The organism is Actinomadura alba, from assembly GCF_014323705.1.
GTDB lineage: Bacteria > Actinomycetota > Actinomycetes > Streptosporangiales > Streptosporangiaceae > Actinomadura_C > Actinomadura_C alba.
This window is the reverse complement of record NZ_JABVEC010000048.1, coordinates 17,629-41,052: the sequence shown is the minus strand read 5'-3', so window position 1 is coordinate 41,052 and position 23,424 is coordinate 17,629. Positions and strand designations below refer to the sequence as shown.

Below are 23,424 nucleotides of genomic sequence, written 5' to 3'. Positions count from 1 at the left end.
TAGGCGAGCCATCGGCGCACGCGGTAGAAGTGCAGGGGACGACGCCGGGGAGCGCACGACATCGTGGAGGGCGGATGGCCGAGGCCCAGCCTCTGTTGCCCGGAGATCCAGCGCGGCTGGGCGACTATGAGCTGATCGGACGGCTCGGTGAGGGCGGTCAGGGCGTCGTCTTCCTCGGGCGCGGCCCGGACGGCCAGGAGGTCGCCGTCAAGCTGCTCCTGGCCCAGCTCACCGGCGACGCCGGGGCGCGGTCCAGGTTCGTGCGGGAACTCGCGGTGGCCGAACGCGTCGCGGGATTCTGCACCGCCCAGGTGCTCGACGCCGACGTGGCCGGCGACCAGCCGTACATCGTTAGTGAGTACGTGCCGGGCGCGTCGCTGAAGGACGTTGTGCAGCGGGACGGGCCGCGTACGGGCTCGGCCCTCGTCCGGCTGGCGATCGGCACCGCCACCGCGCTCGCGGCGATCCACCAGGCCGGCATCGTGCACCGGGACTTCAAGCCGCCGAACGTGCTCATGGGCCCGGACGGGCCGCGAGTGATCGACTTCGGGGTCGCGCGGGCGCTCGACACCTCCGCCGTAACGATGACCAGCCAGGTCGTGGGCACCCCCGCGTACATGGCACCCGAGCAGCTCGCCGGCGGCCCGGTGGCGGCCGCCACGGACATGTTCGCGTGGGCCTCGACAATGGTGTTCGCAGCGACCGGCGACGCTCCGTTCGGGTCCGACACGATTCCGGCCGTGATGCACCGGATCATCAATCTGAACCCGGATCTGAGCGTTCTACCCGAGCCGCTGAGGGAACTCGTCGCGGCCTGCCTGAACAAGGACCCGGCCCGGCGGCCCACCGCCCACGCCGTACTGCTCCGCCTGCTGGGCGGCGTCGATCAGCCGAGCCCCGCCGCCGCGAGCGGCATCGAGCCGGCCCTCAGCCGCGGCGCCAACGTCGCCACCACTACGACGGATCCGCGGATGGGACCGCCACCCGTCCCGCCGCCGTACCGGCCGCAGTCGGGCACGACGGTGCCCACCCGCCCGGGGGGAGACTTGCCCGCGGGCCTTCCCCGCCCGCCCCGCCCGTCCTCCTCGTCCCGGCGTTCGGTCCTGCTGAAGGTCGGGGCACCGGTCGCCGCCGTGGTCACCATCGTCGCCGCGGTCGCCGGTTACGCGGTGCTGCGCGATGACGAGAGCCCGGCGGCGGCCGGTGCCGCGCAGGTGCGGATCGGCTTCGCCGGCGCGCTGACCGGGGAATACGCCGACACCGTGCGACCCATGCTGAACGGCGCGCAGCTCGCGGTGAACGAGTACAACCAGACCGGGCCGAAGGTGACCGCCGTACTGGTCACGGCCGACACGGGCGGAACGGCGGAGCGCACGCCCGAAGCCGCGCGCAAGCTCGTCGCCGACGGGGTCGTCGGGGTGGTCGGCCCGCCGTTCAGCGGTGAGGCCGAGGTGGCCGCGCCCGTCTTCGAACAGTCGAAGGTGCCCAGCATCTCGACCGCGGCGACCGGCCGGGCCCTGTCCACCAAGGGGCTGAGCTTCTGGCACCGCCTCGTGCCCAGTGAAGAGCAGGTGGCGCGGTCGGCCGCGGAGTTCGTGCACCGCACCGCGAAGCCGAAGCGGGTGTTCGTGGCCGACGACGAGCAGAGGTACACCCAGGACATCGCGGACGACGTCGCGGGCTCGCTGCGCGAACGCGGCGTCAGGGTCACCCAGGGGCGGCTGCCGGAGCGGGACACCGACCTCTCCGCTCTGGTCGGCAGGATCCGTGCGTCCGACGCGGACGTGGTCTTCTACGGTGGCGGGTACGCACCGGCGGCACGGCTCGTGAAGCAGGCGCGCGCGGCCGGGGTGAAGGCACGGTTCGCCCTGTCCGACGCGGCGCTCGCGGCGGACTTCGTGTCCGCGGCCGGTCGCGGCAACGCGGAGGGCACCGTGTTCGCCTGCTCCTGCTTCGACGCCTCGCAGAGCACGGAGCAGGCGACCCAGTCCTTCCGCGACCGCTACCGCGCCCGGTTCGGCAGTCTCCCCGGGTACTTCACCGCCGAGGGCTACGACGCGGCGACCGCCTTCCTGCAGGCCGTCAAGGCGGGCGGCGCGGGTGGGCAGGGCACGGCGGGCGAAGGGACCGGTGCGGCGATCAACCGGTATCTCGGCACGGTGAGATTCGCGGGCGTGTCCCGGCCGGTCGGGTTCACCGCCACCGGCGACCCCGCGACCGGCGCCGTCTACGCGTACTTGGTGAAGGGCGGCCGGATCGAGCTGCGCGGCGACGCGGCGACGGCGACCCTCTCGGGGCCTTCGTAGCCGCCGCGCGCCGGCTCAGAGGCCCTCGGGCGGCTCCTCCTCGAGGAGGTCGTCGAACTCGCCGTCCTTGACCCCGCCGATGAAGGCGTCCCACTCGGCCTCGGTGAAGTAGAGCACCGGGCCGTCGGGGTTCTTGGAGTCCCGCATGACGATCACGCGCTCGCTGAGTTCCTTGTGCTGGATGGGCGCGTCCTTGGCGTCGATGAACTCGATGATGACGCCCTCGTCGCTCTGTGCTTCGCTCACGACTTCAGGCTATAGCGCCCGCCGGGCGTCAGACGGTGGAGTTCCGCGAACGCGTCACGGTGTGTCGGCGAAGGAGGGGTGACGACCCACCCGAGGAGGGCACGACATTGAGCCAACGGAGTCGCAAATGGCGGCTGTGATACGTGCGCTGAGCGATCCGGGCGGCGGCGAGACCGACGCCGACATCATCCGGCTGTCCGAGCGCGAGCCGGAGCGCTTCGCCGCCATCTTCGACCGTCACTACGCCGAGATCCACGGTTACGTGGCGCGGCGGCTCGGGCCGAGCCTGGCCGACGACGTGGCGGCCGAGACTTTTCTGGTCGCCTTCGACCGGCGCGGCGGGTACGACGCCGCCCGTTCGTCGGCACGGCCCTGGTTGTACGGGATCGCCTCGAACCTCGTGGCCCGTTACCGCCGGGCCGAGGGCCGCCAGTACAAGGCGCTCGCCCGCGTCGGCCTGGACGACACCGTCGACGGGCACGCGGACCGGGTGGTCGTACGGCTCGACGCCGAGGCCACCCGAGGACGGCTCGCGGCGGCGCTGGCCGCGATAGCCCCCGGTGACCGTGACGTGCTGCTCCTCATCGCTTGGGCGGGGCTGAGCGGCGACGAGGCGGCCGAGGCGCTCGCCATCCCGGCCGGCACGGCTCGATCACGGCTGCACCGGGCACGGCGGAAACTGCGCGCCGCGCTCGGCGGCGCCGACCCAACAACCGTCGGAGAGGACGCGTGATGGACGATCTGAAGACCCTGCGTGAGGGGTGGGGCACGCCTGACGCGCCGGCGGACACCGCCCGCGCGGAGGCCCGCGCGGCCCTGTTGGCCCGTGCCGGGGGTGCGGGCCGCGCACCGCGGCGGGCGCGCCGGCGCCTACGGATTCCGATTCCGCTTCCGCGCACGGGCGTACGGCTGGTGGCGATCGGAGCGCTCGCCGTGGCGATCGCGGCCGGGGTGACCGTCGCGCAGAACCTCGGCGGGACCGACGCGCAGGGCCGGCGGAAGCCGTTCGTGCCGGGCATTCCCGCGGGACCGGTGGCCAACGCCGCAGAAGCCCTCGACCGGGCGGCCGCCGCGGCCGACGCGCGGCCGTTCACCGCCCCACGACCCGATCAGTGGACCTATATCGAGAACAGGAACACGTCACCCGCACAGGGGCCGGGCGGGGTGGCGACCGGTGGCCCGCTCAAGACGCGGGTCGAGCGGCTCTGGCGGCGGGCCGACGGCAAGCAGTCGGCATGGATGGAGAACGGCAAGGTGCAGGTGCAGACCGAACCCGGTCCGCTGACACCGCCGATGGACTACCCGACCCTGTCCACGCTGCCCACCGAACCGGAGGCGTTGTTGCGGTGGGCCGACGACACGATGGGCGGGCTCGGCGGGGACACCGACGAGGGACGGTGGTCCATGGCGTTCAACCTGTTCAACACGATTCTCCGCAACAGCGTGCTTCCCGCGAGTGTGGAGGCCGCGATCTATCGCACGATGAAGACGATCCCCGGCGTCACGCTCGTGACCGGCGGGGTGGACGCCGGCGGCCGCCCCGCGCTGGCGGTCGGCCGGGTACAGGAGGGCTGGCTGCGGATCGAGGTGCTGCTGGACCGGAAGACCTATCGCTACCTCGGTGAGCGGTCTGTCGCGATCAAGAGCCACACGAACAAGGGCCTGGACCGCACCATGCACGTGAAGCGGGGCACGGTGCAGATCTATGTGGTGCGGGTGGGGGCCGGCATCGTCGACAGGCCGGGTCAACGCCCCTCCTGACAGGAGTCTGGTCCCGCCCATTTGCCATGCGAACCTGTCCGCGCCGCCTACTTAGGGGCCGCGGACAGGTTCGCATGGCAGAGTGGCTCGGCGGGCAGGGGCCGTGAGATCGGGGCGGGGTCAGAAGTCGGCGAGCAGGCGGTCGGCAGTCACTTCGAGGCGGGCCTGGACCTCGTCGCCGGTGGCGTGGCCGCGCAGCATCTCGATCATCTCCATGATCCACACGCTGGACAGGGCGCCGACGAGGGTACGGCGGCGATCGTCCTCGGGTACCTCGACGTCGCCGCCGGTCGAGGCGCGCAGCAGGAGCCCGCTCATCCGGTCCCCGAAGTTGGTCTTGACGTTGGACAACAGCAGTGAGCGGATGAGCGCGTCGGCCAGTTCCGGCTCGCGCATGAGACCGCGGGTGGCCCGCATGAGCACCTCGATGGCGCGGCCCGAAGGCGTACCGGCGCCGGGCGGGCGCCGGTCGAGGCTGCCCTCCAGTGCGTCGAGCTCCTCGCTGACCACGGCGACGACGAGGTCCATCTTTGACGGGAAATAGCGGTACAGCGTGCCGAGCGCCACCCCAGCGCGATCGGCGACGGTGCGCATCTGCATCTTCTCGACCCCGCCGCGCGAGGCCAGTCCCGCGGCGGCCTGAACGATGCGCTTGCGTCGCTCGTGCTGGCCGCGGGAGCGTACACCCTGCCGGCCGGCCACTGTCGGCTCTACGGTCACGTCTGGATCCCTCGTGCGGGGGCGCGGCGTCCCCTGCCGTGCCATGTCGTGGTCGGGGGCGGCGGGCCTCCGGGTCCGTGGGTCGGACACAACGCTGTGGTCGCCCTGCCCAAAGCCTACAACCATGACGAGAACGCGTTATCCCATGGCCTCGTCGGGACGGCACGCGTCGGCCGATCCGCCGATGGCAGAGCCGTTCATGCTGGGTGACGCATGGTCATCCGGCCGCGACAGGAACGCTGGACAGTGACTAGAATCTGTTCTAGTTTTCGCCTGAGTCGGTGCCGGCACTTCGGGAGGGTGGGGACGCGATGACCGTGGCGGCACAACTGCTGGCGCGTGCCGCCGACGATTGTCCGGGGCTCGAGTGCGCTGACGCGGCGGGCGCCGGACCTGGCATGTGGACATGGCGCGAGGTGGTCCGGGAGTGCGCGGTGCGGGCCGGGTGGATGAGCAGCGCGGCCGCGGCCGGCCGGGTTGGTCATGAACCGCACGAGCCGTCGCGTACGCGGCCGCTGCACGTGGGGGTGCTGCTCGACAATGTGCCCGAGCTGGTGTTCCTCCTCGGAGGCGCCGCGCTGTCGGGTTCGGTGATCGTCGCTCTCAACACCACCCGCAGTGCCGCCGAACTGGCGGGGGACGCCGCCCGGGCCGACTGCGACCTCCTCGTCGCCGAGGCCCGCCACCTCGCCCTCGCCGAGGGCGTGCGCGACCACCGCCGTGAGGCGGCCGCAGGGGACGGCACCGCGGAAGCGTCCGGCGTCACCGTGCTCGACGCCGACGGCGCCGCCTACCGAGAGCGCCTCGCCGCCCACGCGGACGCGCCGTTGCCCGACGTGCGCGCGATCGCCGATGACTCGCTGCTGATGCTGATCTTCACCTCGGGCACCTCCGGGCGGCCCCGCGCGGTCCGTGTCACCCACCGCAAGGTCACGGTGCCCGGCGAGAATCTGGCCGGGCGGCTGCTGGGTCGGCACGACGCCGTGTACTGCCCGATGCCGCTGTTCCACTCCGGTGCCGTCATGGCCGCGTACGCCCCCGCGCTGGCCGCCGGGGCGCGTCTCGTGCTGCGCCGCCGCTTCTCCGCCTCCAGCCTGCTGTCGGACGTACGCCAGTACGGATGCACATACGTGCACTACGTCGGCAAGGCGCTCTCCTACGTCCTCGGCACGCCGGAGAGCGCCGACGACTCCGACAACCCGCTGCGGGTGGCCTTTGGCAACGAGGCCGCGCCGCTGGAGCAGAAGGCGTTCGCCGAGCGGTTCGGCTGCGTCGTCGTCGACGCGTACGGCTCCACCGAGACGGCCATCTCGGTGTCGCCGGACCCGTCCGGCCCGCCCGGTGCCCTCGGCCGGCTGCCCGAGGGGGTCAAGGTGCTCGATCCGAGTACCGGCGCCGAGTGCCCGCCCGCACGTCTGGACGAGGCGGGCCGCCTGCTCAACGCCGACGAGGCCGTCGGCGAGCTCGTCAACACCCGTGGTCTGGGGCTGTTCGACGGCTACTACAACGAGGACGCCCCCGACCGGCTGCGCGACGGGATGTTCTGGAGCGGCGACCTCGCCTACGCCGACGCGAACGGCCACGTGTTCTTCGTCGGCCGGTCCCTCGACCGGCTGCGCGTGGACGGGGAGAACTTCGGCAGCGTCCAGGTGGAGCGCGCGCTCGCCACCGCACCCGGCGTACGGCGGCTCGCGGTGTACGGCGTCCCCGACGTCGCCTCGGGCGACCAGGTGATGGCGGCGGTGGTCGGCGACTTCGACCCCGAGGACTTCACGAAGTACCTGCGCGACCGTACGGACCTGAGCCCGAAATGGGTGCCGCGCTACGTACGGGTCACCGCCGAGCTCCCGACCACCGCCTCGAGCAAGGTGCTCAAGCGCCGGCTCGCCGAGATCGGCTGGCGCACGAGCGACCCCGTCTGGTGGCGGCCGGGCCGTGAGCCGGTCTACCGCCGGATGACGGCGGGCGACGCGGCCCGGTTGTGTGAGGAATTCGACCGCCGCGGCCGTCTGCACCTGCTCGCGGACCGAGGCGATGCCCAGGAAGAGGCGGACAGGTGAACTCTGCGGTGCCGGGCGAGGCCTCCGAGCCGAGCCTCCGGATGAGCTTCGACCTCGACGAGGACCAGCGGGAACTGCGGGGGCTCGCCGCCGGGCTGTTCGCCCGCGAGGCGGCCGGCGACCGGCTCGAGGCACACGAGAGGAGCGGCGAGCCCTTCGATCGGGCGCTCTGGGCGTCGCTCGCCCGGTCCGGCCTGCTCGGGGTGAGCCTGCCCGAAGAGGTGGGCGGAGCCGGGCTCGGCGCGGTCGAGCTGGCCGTCGTGCTCCGCGAGATCGGCGCGCACGTCGCCCCCATACCGGCGTTCGCCGCCCTCGCGCTCGGCGCCATGCCGATTGCGCGGCACGGCACCCCCGGCCAGCGGGAACTGCTCGAACCACTGGTGGCGGGCGACACCGTGCTCACCGGCGCGGTCCGCGAGCCCGGCGCGAGCGGGACGGCGACGACGGCGCGGCGGGACGGTGATTCCCACGTCCTCGACGGGGTGAAGACCTTCGTGCCGTACGCGGAGGTCGCGTCGCACATTCTCGTGCCCGCCAGGACGGGCACGGCCGTCGAGGTGTTCCTGGTCGAGCCGGGGGCCGTCGCGTTGAGCCCGCACCCCTCCGCCACCGGCGAGCCGATGTCGCGGATCCGCCTCGACGGCGTCCGGGTCGGCGCGGACGCGCTGCTCGGGGGCCCCGACGCCGATCCGGGTTCGGCCTACCGCACGCTCTGCCGGTTCGCCCGCGCGGGAGCCACCGCCACCGTGTCGGGGGTGATCGAGGGCGCGCTCGGGCTCACCACGGAGTACGTCAAGACCCGCGAACAGTTCGAGCGGAAACTGGCGCAGTTCCAGGCCGTGACCATGCAGATCGGGGACGTCTACATCGCCAAGCGCTCGCTCGACGTGGCGATGTGGGCCGGCGTCTGGCGGCTCGACGAGTCGCCGGACGAGGCCGACGAGGTTCTGACGGTCGCGTCCTACAACGCCTGCGACCCGGTGCTCAAGGCGCTGTACACGTGCCAGCACCTGCACGGCGGCATCGGCCTGGACGTCACGTACCCGCTGCACCGGTTCTTCGCCTGGGGCAAGCACTACGCGCATCTGCTCGGCGGCGCCGAGGCCCAGCTCGACAGCCTGGGCGCCCTCATCGCCACCCGGGAGGGACTGGGGACGAAGGGCCCAGCGAATGATCGGCTCGAAGAGGACCGCGAGGGCCGCGGCGGCGGCTGGACTGAGGAGCGAGGGAGTGAGGAACGAACGACCGAGCGACGAGGGAAGCCGTCGCCTCAAGAGCGGACCGAGCCGCCGAGCGGAGCGAGGCAGGGAGACACATGTTCATTGACCTGACCGATGAGCAGAAGAAGCTCCGTGCCGAGCTGCGGGAGTACTTCAGGGACTGCCTGCCGGAGGAGCAGCGCGAAGAGATAGCGCGCGATCCCTTCGGGGCGCCGTACATGGACCACTGCAAGCGCCTCGGCCGGGACGGCATGCTCGGCGTCGCGCTGCCCGTGGAGTACGGCGGCCGCGGTTATGGCCCGATGGAGCAGCAGATCTTCGCCAACGAGATCGCACGTGCGGAGGTGCCGTACCCGATCATCACGCTCAACTCCGTGGCACCGACGATCCTGCAGTACGGCACCGACGAGCAGAAGACGTTCTTCCTGCCGAGGATCCTGCGCGGCGAGTGCCACTTCGCGATCGGTTACAGCGAGCCGGGCGCCGGCACCGACCTGGCCTCGCTGCGGACGACGGCGGTCCGCGACGGCGATCACTACGTCGTCAACGGGCAGAAGATCTTCACCTCGGGCGCGCACTACGCCGACTACGTGTGGCTGGCCGCGCGCACTGATCCGGCGGCCAAGAAACACAAGGGCATCTCGATGCTCATCGTCGACTGCCGCGCCCCCGGCTTCTCGTGGACGCCGATCGTGACCATGGACGGCCGGCACCACACGAACTCGACGTACTACCAGGACGTCCGGGTACCCGCGGACATGCTCATCGGCGAGGAGAACAGGGGCTGGGACCTCATCGTCAACCAGCTGAACCACGAGCGCGTGACGCTAGGCCCGGCGGGCAACATCGGGCACACCTACGACCGGTTCGAACGCTGGGCGCGCAACGCCCGCGGCGGCGACGGGCGGCCGCTGATCGAAGAGCCCGCCGTGCGCCGGGCGGTCGCCCGGGTGCACGCCTACCTGCGCGTCAACGAACTCCTCAACTGGCAGGTCGCCGCGAACATGGACCTCGGCTGGCTGGGTGCGGCGGACGCGTCCGCCACCAAGATCTACGGTTCGGAGCGGATGCAGGAGGTCGGCCGGATCGTCGGTGAGACGCTCGCCCGCTTCGGCGATCCCGGCGACCCCGAGACGGCCGCGTTCGTCGAGCGGCTCGACCACGGCGTTAAGGGCGCGATCGTGCTGACGTTCGGCGGCGGGGTCAACGAGATCCAGCGCGAGCTGATCGCGATGATCGGCCTCGGCCTGCCCCGGGCCCCGCGTTGAGCCCGCCCAGCCCCATGACGGCCACTGTCGGGAAGGAGGCCGGGTCGGTGCACGACCGGCTGCCGGCGCTCGCCGAGGCGCTCGCCGCCGAGGGCGAGGTGGCCGCCCCGCCCTGCCCCGACCCGGTCGACCCCGCGATGATCCGCAACTGGACCCAGGCGATCGGCGACGGCAATCCGCTGTACGCGGGGGTCGCGCCGCCGGCGATGATCCAGGTCTGGTCGATGCAGGGCCTCGGCGCGCGGAAGGCGGGGTCGGTCGTCGACGGGCTCCTGGGCCTGCTCGATGAGGCCGGCTGCACTGGCGTGGTCGCGACCAACTGCGAGCAGACCTACGACCGGTATCTGCGCCATGGCGAGCACTTGCGCTCGACCCTGCGGTTCGGCTCGATCACCGGCCCCAAGCGCACCGCGCTGGGCGAGGGCTACTTCGTGACGTGGCACCAGACCTGGTACGACGAGCGGGATGAGCGGGTCGCAGGCATGCTCTTCCGCGTCCTCAAGTTCCGCCCGCCCGAGCGCGCCGCCGCGCCGAACCCGGCCGCCGAGGTCGGTCCGCCCGCGCCGATGATCGGGCCGGACACCCGGTTCTTCTGGGACGGGGTGCGCGAGGGTGAGCTGCGCGTCCAGAAGTGCGGCGCGTGTGGGCGGCTGCGGCATCCGCCGGGCCCGATGTGCCCGCACTGCCATGCGCTCGACCGGGACCACGTGGTCGCGAGCGGGCGCGGTGAGCTGCACAGCTATGTTGTGCACCACCATCCGCCGGTGCCCGGCCGGACGGGGCCGTACGTCGTCGGGCTGGTCGAGCTGGAAGAGGGCGTGCGGATGGTCGGCAACGTGATCGGCTGTCCGCCCGGGGACGTACGGATCGGGATGCCCGTGCGGCTCGTCTTCGAACGCCTGGACGACGGGCTCACGCTGCCGCAGTGGATCCCCGCGGACCGCGAACCACCGGACGAGGACGACGAAGTGGAGGGGGCGGCGCCCGACGCCTCCGACGAGCACGGCGGCGCGGGCCCGGACGACCTGCCCTCGATCGAGATCCCGTTGACGCCGACGTTCGTGATCGCGACGGCACTCGCCACCCGCGACTTCACGCCGGTGCACCATGACGTCGCGCTGGCCAGGGCCCAAGGCGCCAAGGACATCTTCCTGAACATCCTCACGACGATGGGTCTGGTGCAGCGCTTCGTCTCCGAGGCACTGCCCGACGCCGAGCCGGCGGGCATCGCGGTACGACTCGGCGTGCCCGCCTACGCGGGCGACACCCTCACGCTCACCGGCCGGCTCACCGACGACGGGGCGGTCGAGGTACGCGGCGCCGTCGCCCGGGGCGAGCACGTCGTCGCGACCGTACGGCTCAGGGACCGGTGATGACCATGACGCCGCCTGGCGGGGCGACGGCCGCCGCCGGACGCCCGCGACCCGGAGGACGGTGACCATGACGGCGACGACGACGGCCACGACGACGGGGGCGACGACGACGGGGGCGCTCGGCGGCCGAGCGGCGATCGCGGGGATCGGCGCGACCGAGTTCTCCAAGGAGTCCGGCCGGTCCGAGCTGCGACTCGCCGTCGAGGCCTGCCACGGTGCGATCCGCGACGCGGGTCTGCGGCCGGCCGAGGTCGACGGCCTGGTGACCTTCACCCAGGACGCCAACTCCGAGATCGCGGTCGCGCGTGAGCTCGGTATCGAGGACCTGAGCTTCTTCTCCCGCGTCGACTACGGAGGCGGCGCGGCCTGCGGCACGGTGGCCCACGCCGCGATGGCCGTCGCCACGGGTCAGGCCCGGGCGGTGGTGTGCTACCGGGCGTTCAACGAGCGATCCGGTCACCGGTTCGGCCAGGCCACCGGCGGGCAGCGGGGCGCGACCTCGACCGGCCTCGAGTTCTCCTGGCATGTGCCGTTCGGGTTCGCCACCCCGGCCGCGTGGGTCGCGATGCACGCGCAGCGTTATCTGCACGCGTACGGGGCGACGAGCGAGGACTTCGGCCGGGTGACGGTGGCGATGCGCAGGCACGCCGCCACCAATCCCCGGGCATGGTTCCACGGGCGGCCGATCACGCTGGAAGAGCACCAGGCCTCACGGTGGATCGTCGACCCGCTGCGCCTGCTCGACTGCTGCCAGGAGTCCGACGGCGGCGTCGCCGTACTGGTCACGAGCACCGAACGCGCTCGCGATCTGGCCCATCCGCCCGCCGTGATCAGCGCCGCCGCCCAGGGGACGGGCCCCGGCCAGATGATGATGTTCAACTACTACAGCGGCGACCTGACCACCCTGCCCGCGATGGGCCGGGTCGGGGACCGGCTGTGGCGCGCGTCCGGGCTGACCCCGAAGGACGTCCAGACCGCGATCCTGTACGACCACTTCACACCGTTCGTGCTCATCCAGCTCGAAGAGCTCGGTTTCTGCGCGCGAGGTGAGGCGAAGGAGTTCATCAGGGATGGCGGCATCGAACTCGGCGCACGGCTTCCGGTCAACCCGCACGGGGGTCAGCTGGGTGAGGCCTACATCCACGGAATGAACGGGATCGCCGAAGGCGCGCGCCAGATCCGGCGAACCGCCGTCAACCAGGTCGCCGACGTCGAGAACGTGCTCGTGACGGCGGGCACCGGAGTGCCCACCAGCGGTCTGGTCCTCACCCGCGGCTGAGCCGCCGTGGACGGCACCGGCGCCCGCGGGACGCCGTGGTCCCCGGGCGCGCGGATGTGATCAAGGCCGGTGCCGGTGGAGGCGGACGCGCATGGTCGACCGCCCGGCCGCGACGATCGCCGAGTGGAAGCTCCCGGGCGCCTCGGCGACCCAGAACGCCCCGGCGACGCGGGTGGCCGTCACCCGCATGGAGCCGCGCCTGGCGCGGAAGTCCACGATCACGTCTGCGGCGCCGGACGGCAGGTGCCCCCAGGCGAGCGCCCACCGGCGCGTCATGTGGCGACCGCGCAGAGCGCCGCGCACCAGCGGCTCGTCGAAGCCTCCGGCGACGGCGACGTCGACGAGGCCGTGGAACGTGTGGACCTCGAGGGCGGGTCGCAGAAGAGGGCCCCGGCCGATGTGCAGTTCCCAGCCGCTCTCCGGCAGGGAAAGGTTCTGATGGGAGTCATCGGGGGGCAGAGGCGTAGCGAACGCGGAGGTCATGACGGCATCCCATCGAGCATAGGTGGTGGGGGCGGATGCCCCGATCGAAGATCCGCCCCCGCCACCTATTTGCGATCTTGCAATATCCGCCGGGCAGCGGCCGACGGCCGGTGTCCGACGGTCATACGGCGACGCCGCCGTCGACTGGGGACTGCCCGCGGCCGACGAGCAGCGCGGCGAGGGCGGCGACGAGCGCCACGGTCGCGGCGACCGCGAGCGAGGTCTGGAAGCCGTCCATGAAGGCGAGGTGGCTTCCGGTCGTGATGGCCTGGGCGGCCTGCTCCGGTGTGCCCGGCGGTACGGGTGCCACGCCCTGCGACACGTACTCGGTCGTGCCGCTCAGCTGCTGGGCGGTGGCCGCGGGCACACCCGCCTCGGTCAGCCGGCCGACGAGCACGTCACCCACCCGCGTGGACAGGATGGTGCCGAGGACCGCCGTGCCGAGAACGCCGCCGATCTGCGAGGCGGTCTGCTGCAGGCCGCCGGCGACTCCGGCGAGGTGCTCGGGCGCGTTTCCGACGATGGCCTCGGTACCGGCCACGAGCACGAAGCCGAACGCCAGGCCGATGAGCAGGAACCACGGCCACAGGTCCGAGAACGGGGCCTCGACCCCGATCCTCGACAGGCCGAACAGCGCCACCGAGGTGAGCACCATTCCGAGGACGAGCGGGACCCGCGGCCCGAACCGCGCGGTGAGCGCACCGGCGATCGGGGAGGCCACGATGAACACACCGGTCATCGGCAGCATCCGGACGCCCGCGTCGACCGGGCTCATGCCGTGCACCTGCTGCAGGTACAGGGTGATGAAGAAGATCGTGCCGAACATCGCGAAGAAGCCGAGCACGATCAGCCCGGTCGCCGCCGACAGTGAGACGGACTTGAACAGGCCGAGCGGCAGCAGGGGGTTCTTCACCCGCAGCTCGTTGACGACGAACGCGGTGCCCAGGACGACGGCGGCGGCGAAGGACCACAGCGGCAGCGCGTCGTCGAAGCCGTAAGAGCCCGCCTTGATCAGCCCCCAGACCAGCGCGAACAGCGAGCTCGACAGCAGGGCGACGCCGGGCACGTCGAACGAGCCGGCCGCCTCCTCGTCACGCGACTCGCGGATGACCCACCAGCCGACGGCGAGGGCGATCAGGCCGAGGGGGGCGTTGAGGAAGAAGACCGACTCCCAGTTGACGTGCTGCACGAGGACGCCGCCGACGATTGGGCCGCCCGCGATCGAGATGCCGACCGTGGCGCCCCAGATGCCGATGGCGGCGTTGAGCCGTTCGGCGGGGAAGGTGTTGCGCAGGATCGCCAGGCTGGCGGGCTGCAGGAGTGCTCCCGCGAACCCCTGCACCACCCGCCAGAAGATCACCATGCCGAGCCCGCTGGACAGTCCGATGAGCAGCGAGGCGATGGCGAAGCCGATCACCCCGACGAGGAAGGTCCGCTTCCGGCCGAACCGGTCGGCGATCTTGCCGGCCGGGATGAGGGTCACGGCCAGGGCCAGGAGGTAGGCGTTGGTGACCCACTGCAGACCGGCGAGATCGGCGTTCAGATCGCGGGCGATGGCCGGATTGGCGATGGACACGACGGTGGCGTCCAGACCGACCATCATCACGCCCAGTGCCACCGCGATCAGCGTCAGCCAGGGGTGGCCGTGCCCGCTTCGCGGTGGTGGGGCCTTCGGCCGTGGTTTGTCCAGGACCGCGACGGTCGAGGGCTCGGACATGTTCGCCTCCATGCGGGACTGTCGTAGATTCAAGAGGCCAAACTGTCATGGCCTGACAGTTGTCGTCAAACGACTTGCGTCTTTCTGAGACATGATGCACATCACGACAAAAGTCATTGCAGGACCGTTGTCAGGTGGTGACTTCGCGGCTACACTTCGGCCATGACTCCGACGGCGGCTGTTCACGAGACGCCCCGGGCCGACCATCAGGGCCGCCGGGAGCGTAAGAAGCGGCGTACCCGCGAGGCCTTGGTCGAGGCCGCGTTCGAGCTGTTCCAGGAGAAGGGCTTCGACGCGACGACCGTCGAAGAGATCGCTGACGCCGTCGACGTCTCGTCGCGCACGTTCTTCCGCTACTTCGCCTCGAAAGAGGAAGTCGTCCTGACCTTCCAGGAGGAGCAGTTCGCGGCGGTGCTCGAGGAACTCCTCGCTCGGCCGGCCGGCGAGCCGGTCATGACCGCGCTGCGCAAGACATGCGTGAGCGTGCTGCGGGCCTGTGAGGACGGAGCGTTCGGCTTCGACCCCGAGCGGTTCGTGTGCATCCAGGAGATGATGGAGAGCAGCCCGGCCGTGCTCGGGCGCAGCCTCGAACACGGCCAGAAGAAGCAGGCGGACCTGACCCGGCTGATCGCTCAGCGCATGGGCGTCGACCCGAGCACCGACCTGCGCCCCCACGTGGCGGCGGGTGCCGCGACGTGCGCCTTCCGCAGCGCTTTCGACGCGTGGGCGATGGGCGTCACGGGTGACAAGCGCTTCTCGGACGTGCTCGCCGAGATCTTCCGCCTTCTCGAAGAGGGCATCAACTACCCGTCCAAGGGCTGACCGGCACATTCCCCGCCGACCTGCCGGAGCGGCTCGGCCGGCCTCGGCCTCCGACCCCGGACGCGCCGGGCACCGGCGGATCCGGGGTCGCGCGCGTCAGTCGACGGCCGGGCGTTCGGGCTCGTCGGGCACGGGCGTCGTGGGGTCCGCCGAGGGGGTCGGCGTCGGTTGCGGCGTCTCGGACGGCGTCTCGGACGGCGTCTCCGGCGGATCGCTGGGCGGATCGGTCGGCGTCGGTGTCGGCGTCGCGGTCACCGGAGGTGTCCAGACCGGCGGCGGCACGGTGGCCGGTTTCGGCGTGGCGCCTCGCCCGGTGGACCGGGCGTCGCCGTTCGGCGATGCCGGCTTGGGCGCGCCTCCCGCGCCATCGGGCCAGGACGGCTGCGGCACCGGGGTGATGCCGGGGACGTGCGAGAAGGGCGCCGCCACCGTGTTCCCCGGGTCGGCCCCGGGGTAGTCCGGCGTCGAGGCCAGCGACGCGGAGTATCCGTTCGTGCTCGGGGCCATCGCCGTCTGGTCGCTCGGTGAATCGCCGCCGGACGAGGGCCACGCGGCGAACAGTCCGGCCGCGGCGGCCGCGGCCGCCGCGAGCCCGGCGGTCTGGGCGATCCTCCTGGTCCGCCGGCCGGCGGAGTAGCCCGTCGTGGCCGTGGTGCGTGTGCCGATCACGACCAGCGGCATCTGCGGCGAGACCGCCGGCAGCGGAGCGGTGCCGGGCGGCGTGTCGGGCAGCGGCCGGGACGGCGTGACCGGTGGGCCGGCGAAGGGGAGCACCTCGGCGCGGAGCAGCGCGGGCGGCTGAGCCGGAGCCCGGCGCGCCAGCAGCTCCGGCAGCCGGCCCTTCTCGAACGCCGCGATGACGTCGTCGTGGCGGGCCGACATCGGCTCGTGCATGAGCGCGTCGAGGACCGCGCGTTCCAGCTGGGCGCCGGCCGTCTGAATCAGCTGCCGCACGGTGTCGGTGGCGACGCCGAGCAGCCGGGCGATGTCGGGGGCGTCGAGCCGGTCGCCCGCAGAGAGGACCAGGACCTCGCGGTGCACAGTGCGCAGGCGGCCGGCGGCCCGGCGCAGCGGGTCGGGGTCGTGCGCCCGGCCGAACGCCGGGTCGAGCCCGCCGCGGCGCAGGCAGGCGGTGCGGGCCAGCGCGTACAGCCAGAGCAGCTCGCCGCCGCGCGGCTCGCCGAGGCGGCCGACGGCCGCGAACGTGTCCTTCAGCGCTTCTGAGGCGTCGTCGCCGACCAGCGACCAGCAGTAGGCGTACAGGCGGGGCGCGTGCGCGTCGTAAAGGGCCTGTTCCCGCAGGTTCCGTTCCGGATCTGTGGCGGTGGGCCGCGCCGTCTCCTGGCCGTCGTACACCGTGACCTCCAAGATCGCCTGACGCGCAGTCACATTCCAGGGTGAAAGGGACACTAGTGCAAGCTGGGACATATCGGTAATCCAGTCACCCTCTGATGCGCATACGCCACGTTATGTCACTGAAGGTGTCGGGGCAGCCAACACCCGAAATCCATTTGGGTGGTATGTGATTATTGATCCGGTTCAGCTGGGAATGGTCTGGGGCCCATGTCGAAGGGAGGGTCCCGGTGACCCGGCTGACCATTGATGATGTCTACGCGCACGTGAGCGGGGTCTGTTTCAAGACCGGCCCGCCCGGCACCGTCGGAGCCGAGACCGAGTGGCTCGTCGCCGACTCCGCCGATCCGGGCGCCCACGTTCCCCTTGCCCGGTTGCGCACGCTTGTGGACGCGGCCGGGCCGCTGCCCGCCGGAAGCCGCGTGACCTATGAGCCCGGCGGTCAGCTGGAGCTCAGCACCGCGCCGTTTCCCGGGCCCGGTGCCCTGCACTCGGCGCTGGCCGCCGATCTCTCTTTGATCCGGGCACATCTGGCCGATCACGGGGTCGTTCTCGTCGGGCATGGCATCGACCCGCTGCGGGGCCCGCTCCTGCAGAACTCCGACGCGCGCTACCGGTGCATGAGCGACTACTTCGGAGCGGCCGGCCTCGCCCCCATGTGCACCACGGCGTCGGTGCAGGTGTGTCTCGACATCGGGGCGGACCGCGACGACGCGCTGCGCCGCTGGCGCCTCGCGCACTCTCTCGGGCCGGTGCTGGTGGCGTCGTTCGCCAACTCGGCGCTGCGGGCCGGGCGCCGCACCGGGCTGCGGTCCACGCGGCAGGCGCTCTGGAGCGGCCTCGACGCGGGACGTACGGCGGTGCCGGCCGGAGCGGATCCGGTCGAGGCGTGGAGCCGCTACGCCCTGGACGCGCGGGTCATGCTCATCCGTGGCGCGGACGGTGACTGGATCAGCGACCCCGGCATGAGCTTTCGCGAGTGGGTCACCGAGGGCGGCCCCACCGGCGGGCCCACCGAGCAGGATCTGAGCTACCACCTGTCGACGCTGTTCCCGCCGGTGCGCCCGCGCGGCTGGCTGGAGCTGCGGATGATCGACGCCGTGCCCGACCCGTACTGGCCGGTGCCGATGGCCGTCGCGACGGCACTGTTCGACGACCCGCGGGCTACCGAGGTCGCCGAGGAGGCGACGCGGCCCATCGCAGGGTGCTGGCGCGAGGCGGTCGGGGATGCCCTGACCGACCCGGCGCTGGCCGCCGCGGCCCGGCGCTGTTTCACCGCCGCCATCGAGGCGCTTCCCCGCCTCGGCGCGGCCGCCCTCGTGCCGATCGTGGTCGAGTACGCCGAGCGCTATGTCGAGCGCGGGCGCTGCCCCGCCGACGACCTCGATCTCGCTGACGCGTTCACCGTCTCCCCGTCGTCGACCTCCCCGTCGTCAACGTCCCGGTCGTCGACGTCCCCGCGTTCAACGCAACCGCAGAGGAGGACCTTCGGTGCCGCCGACCACCCGGCAACCCGATGAGGACACGCTCAAGGAGCTGATCGCCGCCGAACTCCTCGCCGTCCGCGACCGCAGCTTCGGCCTGACGGTCCGGTCGCTGGACGACGCCGAACTGACAGCCCAGGTGTCCCCGCTGATGTCCCCGTTCGTCTGGGACCTCGCGCACGTGGGCAACTACGAGGAGCTGTGGCTCCTGCGTGCCGTGACGGGAGTCGAGCCGATGCGGCCGGAGATCGACAGCCTGTACGACGCGTTCGAACACCCCCGGGCCGAGCGCCCGACCCTGCCGCTGCTGGCGCCCCGCGAGGCCCGCGACTACATCGCGACCGTCCGCGACAAGGTGCTGGACTCGCTGGCGACCGTACGGTTCCGGCCGGACGATCCGCTGACCGCCGGCGGATTCGTCTACGGCATGGTCGTACAGCACGAGCACCAGCACGACGAGACCATGCTCGCCACCCACCAGCTCCGCAAGGCCGCTCCCGTGCTTCTCGACCCACCCGAGGCCGCGGAACCAGAGTGTGAGTCGTGGCCCGGTGCGGGCGGCGGGGAGGTGCTGATCAAGGCGGGGCCGTTCGAGATGGGCACCTCGGACGACCCGTGGGCGCTCGACAACGAGCGCCCGGGGCACATCGTGGACCTGCCCGCCTACTTCATCGACGCCACGCCGGTGTCGTGCGCCGACCATCTGGCCTTCATGGCGGCGGGCGGCTACGACGACGAGCGCTGGTGGCACCCCGACGGCTGGGACTGGCGTCGCCGCACCGGCCGCCGCGCCCCCGGCTTCTGGTTCCGCGAGGGCGGCCAGTGGCTGCGGCGCCGCTTCGGCCGGATCGAGCCGGTTCCGCTCGACGAGCCGGTGCAGCACGTGTGCTGGTACGAGGCGGACGCGTACGCCCGATGGGCGGGCAAGCGGCTGCCGACGGAGGCCGAGTGGGAGAAGGCGGCCCGCTGGGACCCGGCCACCGGCCGGTCCCGCCGGCACCCGTGGGGAGACGAGCCGCCGGACGCCTCCCGCGCCAACCTCGCCCAGCGCCTTCTGCGCCCCTCGCCGGTCGGCTCGCACCCCGAGGGCGCGTCGCCGCAGGGCGTACGGCAACTGCTCGGCGACGTGTGGGAGTGGACCTCCTCGGACTTCCGCGGCTACCCGGGGTTCCGGTCGTTCCCGTACCGGGAGTACTCCGAGGTCTTCTTCACCGGCGCCACCGGGCCGCACGACGGCGGCTACAAGGTGCTGCGCGGCGGCTCATGGGCCACGCACCCGAGCGTCGGCAGGAGCACCTTCCGCAACTGGGACCATCCGATCCGCCGGCAGATCTTCGCGGGCTTCCGCTGCGCCCGCTCGGTGGGCGGCGACCTTCCGCCCGGCGCCGGCGCCGGTCACCGGATCACCCGGCCGGAGGCCGGCTGATGTGCCGCCACCTCGGCTACCTCGGGCCGCCCCGGACGTTGCACGAGTTGATGTGCGCGCCGCCGCACTCCCTCGAGCACCAGTCGTACGCCCCTCTGCACAACCTCCACAACACGATGAACGCCGACGGTTTCGGGGTCGGCTGGTTCGCCGCGCCCCCGCGCGGCGAAGGCCGGCCACCCGACGGCGACCGGGTGCGACGGTTCCGCCGCGCTCAGCCGATCTGGACCGACGTCTCCTTCCACGAGGTGGCGGAGGTGATCGAGTCGTCGTGCGTCGTCGCGGCCATCCGGTCGGCGACGGTCGGCTTCCCTGTCGACGAGTCCTGCGCTCAGCCGTTCCGCGCCGACGGCAGGCTGTTCAGCCACAACGGGGTCATCGAGGGCTTCGCCGGGGTGGAGACCAAGCTGCGCGAGCTCGCGGGTGATCTCGCCGGAATGCCGGACGCCCGCGCCCCCGTCGACTCGGCGCTGCTGTTCGCGCTGACCGTACGGCGCTGGCGGGCGGGGCGGCCGCTCGGCGAGGGACTGGCGGACGCCGTCGTCGCCGTCTCCGGGCTGGCCCCCGGCCGCTACAACGTGCTGGCCGCCGACGGCTCCACGCTCGCCGCCACGACCTGGGGCGACTCGCTATTCGTCCGTTCCACCGACCAGGAGGTTGTGATCGCGTCCGAACCCTACGACGACGACCCGGAATGGGAAAGGCTGCCGGATCGGTCGCTGATAGTGGCCGATGCCTCCGGCGTACGGATCCGGCCACTGTGAGGCCCGATCCGGACTCTCGCGAAGCCGCGGCTCGACCGCGGCTGCTTCCGCAGCTCACCACACGCTCAAAGGAGAAATGTCCGATGGATCGTTTTCTGACCGCCGACGACCTTGAGAAGGCCCTGCGGCAGGACGTGATGGATGGGCTGACCGGTGAGCCGAAGACACTTCCCGCCAAGTGGTTCTACGACGAGCGGGGGAGTGCCCTGTTCGAGGACATCACCCGGCTGCCGGAGTACTACCCGACCCGGGCCGAGCGCGCCATCCTCGCCGAACGCGCCCCCGAGATCGCCATCGCGACGCGCGTGGACACCCTTCTCGAGCTGGGCGCGGGTTCGGGGGAGAAGACCCGGATCCTGCTCGACGCGCTCGGGGGCACGCTCAGCGACTACGTGCCCGTCGACGTGAGCGGTGACTTCCTCATCGCGGCGGCGGATCAGATCGCGCACGACTACCCGGCGCTCACCGTACGGGCGGTGGTGGCCGACTACGAACAGCACCTGGACCTGCTGCCGACCGGGGGCAAGAGGCTCATCGCCTTCCTCGGCGGCACGATCGGCAACATGCTCCCCGCGCAGCGGATCCACTTCCTGCAGGGGCTGCGCGAGACGATGGCGCCCGGCGACACGCTGCTGTTCGGCGCGGACCTGATCAAGGAGGAGGACCGGCTGGTCCGGGCCTACGACGACTCGTTCGGGGTCACGGCAGAGTTCAACCGCAACGTTCTCCGCGTGATCAACAGCAGGCTCGGCGGCGACTTCGTCGCGGAGGCCTACGAACACGTCGCCGTCTGGGACGCGCAGAACGAGTGGGTCGAGATGCGCCTGCGCTCGGCCGCCGACCAGACCGTACGGATCGAGGCGCTCGACCTCACGGTCCGGTTCGCCGAGGGAGAGGAGATGCGCACCGAGATCTCTTCGAAGTTCCGCGAGGAGCGGCTACGGGCCGAGCTGGGAGCGGCCGCGCTCACCCTCGACCGGTGCTGGACCGACGCGGCGGGAGACTTCGCCCTCGTCCTGGCCGGCCCCGCGGCCTGACGCGCCCGCAGGTCAGGGGCGGCGCACGGGATGAGCGAGGTCGAGCCTCTCGAGGTCGGCGGCGAGGCGTGTGGCGATGTAACGGTGGCCCGCAGGCGTCGGGTGGACCCGGTCGCGCAAGATGTAGTGGGGCGCGTTGCCGGTGCCGTCGCGGAGGTCGCCGGTGATCCACTGCTCGCGGAGCGGATCGATGAAGGGGATGCCGACCTCGTGGGCCACGCCCTCGAGCGCGTCGCGGATGCGCAGCACGGAGGGTTCGGGTGTGCCGGTGCCCCACATCGGGCCCAGCAGCACCAGGTGGGTGCCCGGCCAGCGCGCCTTGACCCGGAAGAGCAGATCCCGGGCGGCGGTGCCGACCTGCGCCGGGGGTCTGTTCCGGTCGTTGTGCCCCCCGGACACGATCAGCATGTCCGGGGGCGGTCGCCATGAGAGCTGCCGCTCGAACAGGGCCGCGAACGGCTCCCGCTTGCTCCCGGGGGTCGCGAACCCGGTGCCGCCCCGGCCCCCGACGATGACCTGCCAGCGGAGCAGCCGCGCGGTGTCGGCGGCGTAGGTGCGGGCGGGCGGGCTCTCCCGCCCGCCCGCCGTGTAGCTGTCGCCGAGGAACATGACGACCGACGTACGGGCCGGCGTCGACGGCCGGGGCGTGGGCCGGTCGTCCGAGGCGGCGTTGGAGATGCTGCAGGCGGCGAGGGTCATCGTGGCCGGCAAGGAGAGCAGCGCAGCACGAAGCCTGACCCCGAATGTCATCAACGGACCACCGATTCCCCAGGTACGGGCCGAATCCTACCGACTAATCCGATCACGGTTTTCGTACGCGTGGCGTTTACCCGCACGTCATGGCACCGTGGCCGGATGGACACACCGGAACGCCAGGGTTCCCCGGTGCGGATGGAACGTATGAGGGAACTGGACCTGCTGCGGTTCGCCGCGGCGCTAGCCGTCCTGCTGTTTCACTTCACCGGGTTCGGGGGTGGAGGCGCGTGGCCGGACCCGTCGCGTGACATCTTCCCCCTCCTCGGCGAGGTGACCCGGTACGGCTACCTGGGCGTCGACCTGTTCTTCGTGATCTCGGGGTTCGTCATCCTGATGAGCGTCTGGGGCCGGACGGCGGGGGAGTTCGGCGTCTCACGGATCGTCCGCCTGATGCCGGCGTACTGGGCCGCGGTCCTGCTGGGTCTGGTGATCTACCTGGCGACGGGGCTCGGGAAGGGAAAACCGGGTCTGGTCCTGCCCAACCTCACCATGCTGCAGGGCGGTCTCGGCACCGGCAACGTCGACGCGGTCTTCTGGACCCTCTGGGTCGAACTGCACTTCTACGTGCTCATCGCGCTGCTGGCGGCCGTGGGGCTCACCTACCGCCGCTGCATCATGTTCATGACCGCCTGGCTGTTCCTCGGCCTCTACGCCGACGAGGGCGAGAGCAAGCTGCTGCAGGTCCTCGTCATCCCGACGTGGAACGCCTACTTCGTCGCGGGCATGGCCCTCTTCCTCATCTACCGCTTCGGGTCCACCCTGCTGCTGTGGGGTTTCGTCGGAGTGAGCTGGCTGATGGCGCTGCACTGGGGCGCCTGGCGAGCCGGCAACGTCTTCACCGGGGTGACCGACGGCGCCGTTGCCGCCGTCATCACCGGCATCTTCGCCATCATGGCCCTGGTCGCCATCCGGAAGCTGAGCTGGCTGAGCTGGCGCGGCCTCACCGTGCTCGGCGCCCTCACCTACCCGCTCTACCTGACGCACTCCCAGATCGCGCTGCCGGTCCTGGACTGGATCTACCCGGGGATGAACCGCTGGGCGGCGCTCGCCGTGGTCATGGCCGCTTCGCTGCTCCTCGCGTACGTGATCCATCGCCTGGTGGAGCGGCCCGCCGCCGCCTGGCTGCGGGACCGGCTGCGCGCCGCCCTGGCCCGCGCACGTGAGATCGACTTCCCCAAGCCCGTCCCGGCTCCGCGACCGGCGGCCGAGCCGGTGGAGCCCTCTGGCGAGCTCGTCGGCGGCCCGGGGCCGCGAGTCCCCTCCTGACCGGGCGGGCGATGAGGGAGTAGGCGCTCCCGCCGCCCACGGGCCGTTGTGATCTCCGGCTCCGTGGGGCGCGCGGAACCGGT

General features: G+C 71.9%; 20 protein-coding genes. 14 read left to right on the top strand and 6 right to left on the bottom strand.

The window, feature by feature from the left end:
• Nucleotides 1-74: 74 nt before the first annotated feature.
• Nucleotides 75-2,306 (top strand): bifunctional serine/threonine-protein kinase/ABC transporter substrate-binding protein, encoded by a 2,232-nt coding sequence (locus HKK74_RS35625; protein WP_187247826.1) that lies wholly within the window; start codon nucleotides 75-77, stop codon nucleotides 2,304-2,306.
• Between the two features lie 15 nt (nucleotides 2,307-2,321).
• Here the strand turns inward: HKK74_RS35625 and HKK74_RS39435 are convergent, their stop codons facing one another.
• Entirely contained in the window at nucleotides 2,322-2,510 is a 189-nt protein-coding gene (locus tag HKK74_RS39435) for a DUF397 domain-containing protein (protein WP_312882123.1), read from the bottom strand.
• Between the two features lie 169 nt (nucleotides 2,511-2,679).
• On the opposite strand from HKK74_RS39435, the gene HKK74_RS35615 reads away from it, so the two are divergent.
• Both HKK74_RS35615 and HKK74_RS35610 read left to right on the top strand, forming a co-directional pair.
• Nucleotides 2,680-3,285, top strand: a complete 606-nt coding sequence (locus tag HKK74_RS35615) for an RNA polymerase sigma factor (RefSeq protein ID WP_187247824.1) — start codon at nucleotides 2,680-2,682, stop codon at nucleotides 3,283-3,285.
• Nucleotides 3,285-4,313, top strand: a complete 1,029-nt coding sequence (locus HKK74_RS35610; RefSeq protein ID WP_187247823.1) for a CU044_5270 family protein — start codon at nucleotides 3,285-3,287, stop codon at nucleotides 4,311-4,313. Before HKK74_RS35615 ends, HKK74_RS35610 begins: the two co-directional genes overlap by 1 nt.
• A gap of 120 nt (nucleotides 4,314-4,433) precedes the next feature.
• On the opposite strand, the gene HKK74_RS35605 is transcribed toward HKK74_RS35610, so the two are convergent.
• Nucleotides 4,434-5,033, bottom strand: coding sequence for a TetR family transcriptional regulator (locus HKK74_RS35605; protein WP_312882114.1), 600 nt, complete (start codon nucleotides 5,031-5,033; stop codon nucleotides 4,434-4,436).
• Between the two features lie 311 nt (nucleotides 5,034-5,344).
• On the opposite strand from HKK74_RS35605, the gene HKK74_RS35600 reads away from it, so the two are divergent.
• From HKK74_RS35600 to HKK74_RS35580, 5 genes are all read left to right on the top strand, one after another.
• On the top strand, nucleotides 5,345-7,093 hold the full coding sequence (locus HKK74_RS35600) for an AMP-binding protein (RefSeq protein ID WP_187247822.1): 1,749 nt from the start codon (nucleotides 5,345-5,347) through the stop codon (nucleotides 7,091-7,093).
• Nucleotides 7,090-8,424: an acyl-CoA dehydrogenase family protein gene (locus HKK74_RS35595; protein WP_312882113.1), complete on the top strand. Its 1,335-nt coding sequence runs from the start codon at nucleotides 7,090-7,092 to the stop codon at nucleotides 8,422-8,424. The genes HKK74_RS35600 and HKK74_RS35595 overlap by 4 nt, the downstream gene beginning before the upstream one ends.
• The gene (locus tag HKK74_RS35590) at nucleotides 8,409-9,581 is read left to right on the top strand and encodes an acyl-CoA dehydrogenase family protein (protein WP_187247821.1); all 1,173 of its coding nucleotides are present in this window, start codon (nucleotides 8,409-8,411) and stop codon (nucleotides 9,579-9,581) included. The genes HKK74_RS35595 and HKK74_RS35590 overlap by 16 nt, the downstream gene beginning before the upstream one ends.
• A gap of 14 nt (nucleotides 9,582-9,595) precedes the next feature.
• A complete protein-coding gene (locus HKK74_RS35585; RefSeq protein ID WP_187247820.1) occupies nucleotides 9,596-10,954 on the top strand; it encodes an OB-fold domain-containing protein in 1,359 nt (452 codons plus the stop codon).
• A gap of 67 nt (nucleotides 10,955-11,021) precedes the next feature.
• Entirely contained in the window at nucleotides 11,022-12,233 is a 1,212-nt protein-coding gene (locus HKK74_RS35580; RefSeq protein ID WP_187247819.1) for a lipid-transfer protein, read from the top strand.
• Between the two features lie 60 nt (nucleotides 12,234-12,293).
• Here HKK74_RS35580 and HKK74_RS35575 read toward each other — a convergent pair whose 3' ends face one another.
• Complete coding sequence (locus HKK74_RS35575; protein WP_187247818.1) at nucleotides 12,294-12,716, bottom strand: hypothetical protein; 423 nt, start codon at nucleotides 12,714-12,716, stop codon at nucleotides 12,294-12,296.
• Nucleotides 12,717-12,837: 121 nt separating this feature from the next.
• A complete protein-coding gene (locus HKK74_RS35570) occupies nucleotides 12,838-14,433 on the bottom strand; it encodes an MFS transporter (RefSeq protein ID WP_187247817.1) in 1,596 nt (531 codons plus the stop codon).
• A gap of 162 nt (nucleotides 14,434-14,595) precedes the next feature.
• Between HKK74_RS35570 and HKK74_RS35565 the strand changes: the two genes are divergently transcribed.
• Complete coding sequence (locus HKK74_RS35565) at nucleotides 14,596-15,255, top strand: TetR family transcriptional regulator (protein ID WP_187247816.1); 660 nt, start codon at nucleotides 14,596-14,598, stop codon at nucleotides 15,253-15,255.
• Between the two features lie 96 nt (nucleotides 15,256-15,351).
• Here the strand turns inward: HKK74_RS35565 and HKK74_RS35560 are convergent, their stop codons facing one another.
• The gene (locus HKK74_RS35560; protein ID WP_187247815.1) at nucleotides 15,352-16,644 is read right to left on the bottom strand and encodes an RNA polymerase sigma factor; all 1,293 of its coding nucleotides are present in this window, start codon (nucleotides 16,642-16,644) and stop codon (nucleotides 15,352-15,354) included.
• A gap of 194 nt (nucleotides 16,645-16,838) precedes the next feature.
• On the opposite strand from HKK74_RS35560, the gene egtA reads away from it, so the two are divergent.
• The 4 genes from egtA to egtD all read left to right on the top strand — a co-directional run bounded on the left by egtA (nucleotide 16,839) and on the right by egtD (nucleotide 21,319).
• A complete protein-coding gene (gene egtA / locus HKK74_RS35555; RefSeq protein ID WP_187247814.1) occupies nucleotides 16,839-18,128 on the top strand; it encodes an ergothioneine biosynthesis glutamate--cysteine ligase EgtA in 1,290 nt (429 codons plus the stop codon).
• The gene (gene egtB, locus HKK74_RS35550; RefSeq protein ID WP_187247839.1) at nucleotides 18,100-19,518 is read left to right on the top strand and encodes an ergothioneine biosynthesis protein EgtB; all 1,419 of its coding nucleotides are present in this window, start codon (nucleotides 18,100-18,102) and stop codon (nucleotides 19,516-19,518) included. The genes egtA and egtB overlap by 29 nt, the downstream gene beginning before the upstream one ends.
• Nucleotides 19,518-20,282: an ergothioneine biosynthesis protein EgtC gene (gene egtC / locus HKK74_RS35545; RefSeq protein ID WP_187247813.1), complete on the top strand. Its 765-nt coding sequence runs from the start codon at nucleotides 19,518-19,520 to the stop codon at nucleotides 20,280-20,282. Before egtB ends, egtC begins: the two co-directional genes overlap by 1 nt.
• Nucleotides 20,283-20,365: 83 nt before the next feature.
• A complete protein-coding gene (egtD, locus tag HKK74_RS35540) occupies nucleotides 20,366-21,319 on the top strand; it encodes an L-histidine N(alpha)-methyltransferase (RefSeq protein ID WP_187247812.1) in 954 nt (317 codons plus the stop codon).
• Nucleotides 21,320-21,331: 12 nt separating this feature from the next.
• On the opposite strand, the gene HKK74_RS35535 is transcribed toward egtD, so the two are convergent.
• On the bottom strand, nucleotides 21,332-22,069 hold the full coding sequence (locus HKK74_RS35535) for an SGNH/GDSL hydrolase family protein (protein WP_187247811.1): 738 nt from the start codon (nucleotides 22,067-22,069) through the stop codon (nucleotides 21,332-21,334).
• A 105-nt stretch (nucleotides 22,070-22,174) separates the two neighbouring features.
• Here HKK74_RS35535 and HKK74_RS35530 point away from each other — a divergent pair, with 105 nt between their 5' ends.
• Nucleotides 22,175-23,341, top strand: a complete 1,167-nt coding sequence (locus HKK74_RS35530) for an acyltransferase family protein (protein ID WP_187247810.1) — start codon at nucleotides 22,175-22,177, stop codon at nucleotides 23,339-23,341.
• Nucleotides 23,342-23,424: the final 83 nt, after the last annotated feature.